We start from the raw sequence: 3,919 nt of genomic DNA on the forward strand, positions 1-3,919 counted from the left end.
CCTAGGCTCCACAAGGATTTACGCAGGTCAGCGGCCCTCCCTCCCGATCCGGGGGGGAGGGCCGCTGTCGTCCGGCACGCATATGGCACACATCAGGCCGCGGCCTGCTCCAGGGCTGCCAGTTCGGCTGCCGCCCGCTGGGCCTTCCGCGCCGCCTTCTCTGCCTTCTCCTTGGCCTTGGCGAGGACGCGGGCGCGGCGCTTGTGCATCTTCTTCGAGACCTCGTCCAGGCGGTCGGGGAAGAGGTGGCCGTAGACGTCGAGGGTCATGGTGGCGGACTTGTGGCCGAGCATCGTCTGGACGACGTTGACGTCTGCGCCGCTGGCTATGGCGAGTGAGGCGGCGGTGTGGCGGAGCTTGTGGGGGGTGACGCCGAGGTGGCCGAGACTGGCCCGAGCGACGGCCGGGTCGAATACCCGGCGGACGAAGTTGCTGGCCCGCAGGGCGCCGCCCTGCGGGCCGGTGAAGAGGAGTTCGCCGGGGTCGCGGCCCGCGAGGTGGGGCCTCAGCTCATCCACGAGGAAAGCGCTGAGGGGCACCGACCGGCGCTCGTGGTTCTTGGGCGTGTCCAGGTAGAGCTTGCCGCCGTCGAGGCCGAAGGCCTCCACGATGTGCGCGCGGCGTGCGGTGAGGTCGATCCGGCCGACCCTCAGCGCGGAGGCTTCGCCCCAGCGGAGGCCGGTGTAGGCGAGCAGCAGGATGAAGGCGCGGTATTCGGCGGTGGCATCGGCGAGGGCTTCGACCTGGACCTCGTCCAGGTAGACGTGGTCGGCGGGGTTGATGGCGGGCAGCGGCACGCCGGTGGCCGGGTTGAAGGCGAGGCGGCGGGACTTGACGGCGAAGCCGAGGACGCGGCTGAGCACGACGTAGGTCTTGCGGATCGAGCGTGCCGCCTGGGGGCGTCCGTTCGTCGTCTTGCCTGCGGCCAGTTCTGCCAGCCATGCGGCGATGTCGTCGTACTGGATCCTGTCCACAGGCGTGGATCCCCACCTGGGGATAACGTGCGTGTCCAGCGCGATCCGGTAGCGCGCCCGGCTGGAGCGCTTGAGGTGCAACTGGCTTTCGAACCAGGACTCGGCGACCACGGCGAACGGGACACGTCCGGCGGCAGGGTCTCGGTACGTACCGTCCCCGAGCCGGGCCTGGAGCTGGGAGCGGAAATCGTCCGCCTTCACCTTCACGTCGAAGACCTTCATCTTCGGTTTGCCGTCGGGGCCGTACCAGCGCACACGCCAGCGGCCGGGCGGCGTGCGTCCAGCCTGCTTGGCTGCGGCGACCGCGCGCTGGTACGCGGTATGGCCGGCGCGGTCCTCGATCCACACGCGTGCCATCAGGCACCGGTCCGGTTGCTCGGCAGGGCGGGGCTCTTGTCCACGGGATCTCCATTTTCCTCTGCCCCTTCGGATGGGGCTGGCGAACGTCGTGGGAGGTTCCCTTGGAGTCGGCGGTTTGGGCAAGCCGTAATTCCGTGATAGAGGTCTCTGGGTTGTGTGCAGCGGATGCTGATTCCATTGTTGCGGCGGCAGTGATATGGTCCGGCTCTTTTCTTTATGCTGAGTAGTGCTACCTGGTGTTGCGCTGTCCTAGGCGGCGAACATGGCTGGTAGGAGGGCGCTGGCGGCGCCGAGCCGTCTGCCGGATGAGGAGCGTTGCCAGGCCGGAAGGGTTGCTTGATTCGGTTTCCGGGGGTTTTACCCCGAGGTGTGGAGGCGCATTTGGCCCGTCCGTCTTTTTCGGCCACAATCCCGCTGGATGGCTCACCCGGCTCGTGGCTATGTTGGCTGCGAATGGCCATCCGCATCCGAAAGGCGAGCCTCATGCCCAGCTCACAGAAAGCCCTCGATGACCGGCGCCCCCTGGCCACTCCGGCGGAGTTGTCGGCCTACCTCGGAGTCCCCGTCGCCACGCTCTACCAGTGGCGTCACCGGGGCATCGGGCCGAAGGTCCACAAGCTCGGCCGCCACCTGCGCTACCGGTGGGCGGAGGTTGAGGCATGGGTCGACCAACAGGCCGTCGACCTCGTGGCCTAACCGCGCACCCGTCAGCGCAGCGCGGCCTCCAGCGCGTCAACGCCGGAGGCCGCGAACTCCCCAGAACCGCGTCTGAACGATCGAACCAGGCGGTGCGGGCCTGCCAGCCCGGCGCCGCCGGTGGAGGAGATACCCATGCAGCGTACGACCCCGCGCCCGAACAGCGCACCCGAGAAGCCGGTATGGCCGCCAGTTGCGATACCCGGCCAGCCCGGCGGCGCGTCTTGCCGCCTGCCTGCCTCCAACCCTGCCGCGGCGCCAATTGCGGTGGTGGCCGAGCGGCTGACCGCTCGTGCACTGTCCGCCGCTGACCGGGCTGCGGCTGGCTCTGACCGCGGTCCGGTCAGTGACCGGGCGCCCGGTGACCCGGCATCGGTCACTGACCGGGTGACCGCGGTCGCTGACCTAGTGGCGGTCACTGGCCCCGGTCAGCCGGTCGGTCCGGTCAGTCCGGGGGCCGAAGTTCCGGCCACGGAGGGCGCTGACCTGCTGACCGAGCTGAGGTCAGCGGTTGCCCGGTACGTGGTCATGCCGAGCCCGGAAGCGCTGGACGCGGTCACCCTGTGGATAGCGGCGACCCACCTCCAACCGGCGTGGCAGCACGCACCGAGGTTGGCGGTGGTCGGTCCGGCGAAGCGGTGCGGGAAGTCGCGGCTGCTGGACGTGCTCCACGACACCGTCCACGACCCGTTCATCACGGTGAACTCGACCCCGGCGGCGATCTTCCGGTCGATCACCGAGCAGCCCCCGACGCTGTTGGTGGACGAGGCCGACACCATCTTCGGCAGCGTGAAGGTCGCGGAGAAGAACGAGGAGATGCGCGGGCTGCTCAACTCCGGGCACCAGCGCAACCGCCCGACCACCCGGGTGGTCGGGCCGGAGCACAAGCCCACCAGGTTCGCGACGTTCGCCATGGCGGCGCTCGCCGGGATCGGCGATCTGCCCGACACGATCATGGACCGGGCGGTGGTGGTCCGGATGCGCAGGCGCGGGCCGGGCGAGACCGTGCGGCCCTTCCGTGCCCGCCGGGACACCCCGTTTCTCCACGTCCTGCGGGACCGGCTGGCGGCCTGGCTGGTGCCGTTGACCGACGCAGCAGCTGCGATGGAGCCGGTGATGCCGGTCGAAGACCGGGCGGCCGACACCTGGGAGCCGCTGGTGGCGGTCGCCGACCTGGCTGGTGGTCCGTGGCCGCAGCGGGCGCGGGCGGCGTGCCGGGTGATGACCGCCCACGAGGAGGGCCAGGACCAGGACACGGGCCTGAAGACCCGCATCCTTGCCGACATCCGCGCTGTATTCGCCTCGTACGGGGACCCGGACGCGCTCTCGACGCAGTCCCTCCTTAACGCCCTGAACACGGACCCGGAAGGGCCGTGGCGCGAGTACGGCACCAGCGGGCTGACCCCGCGCGGCCTCCAACTGCTGCTGAGGGACTACGGGATCGGGGCGGCCAACCGCCGCTTCCCCGGCGACACCCAGCGACGGGGCTTCACCCGCAACCAGTTCACCGACGCCTGGACCCGCTACTGCCCGCAACCCGAAGAGGCGCTCCCGGTCGGGCGGTGACCGTCGCCGACCCGTACCACCCGTCCCCGCGCAGGTCAGCGCGGGGACGGGTCACTTCCCAGTGACAAGTCGACCCGCATCACCGCATCCACCCGTACCTGGGCTGACCAGCCATGCGACGGGTGGGACGGGTCGCACACCCTCACGCCCCCGCAGCCAGCCCACGCTCAGGAGTACGACCATGGATCAGCCCCAGAAGAAGCCCGGAGTCCTCGCACGGATCAGCCGGACGTTCACCGATCGCCCAGGAGGAGCAAGCTGGAGCGGTCGAAACTCCTATCGGGTTTCGTCCGCGCTTGCCTCCGCCCCGGCGGGGGCGGAGG

Annotated in this window: 3 protein-coding genes; 2 read left to right on the forward strand and 1 reads right to left on the reverse strand. The window is 70.0% G+C overall.

Features of this window, described 5'->3' with window-relative positions; genetic code table 11:
* Positions 1-92: 92 nt before the first annotated feature.
* Positions 93-1,331: a tyrosine-type recombinase/integrase gene (locus AC13HU_RS33715; RefSeq protein ID WP_483045792.1), complete on the reverse strand. Its 1,239-nt coding sequence runs from the start codon at positions 1,329-1,331 to the stop codon at positions 93-95.
* Between the two features lie 486 nt (positions 1,332-1,817).
* On the opposite strand from AC13HU_RS33715, the gene AC13HU_RS33720 reads away from it, so the two are divergent.
* Together AC13HU_RS33720 and AC13HU_RS33725 are read left to right on the forward strand one after the other, a co-directional pair.
* A complete protein-coding gene (locus AC13HU_RS33720) occupies positions 1,818-2,030 on the forward strand; it encodes a helix-turn-helix transcriptional regulator (protein WP_483045793.1) in 213 nt (70 codons plus the stop codon).
* Positions 2,031-2,165: 135 nt separating this feature from the next.
* Positions 2,166-3,596, forward strand: coding sequence for a DUF3631 domain-containing protein (locus tag AC13HU_RS33725; RefSeq protein WP_483045794.1), 1,431 nt, complete (start codon positions 2,166-2,168; stop codon positions 3,594-3,596).
* Positions 3,597-3,919 lie beyond the last annotated feature (323 nt).

The organism is Streptomyces sp. NH27 (genome assembly GCF_056859195.1).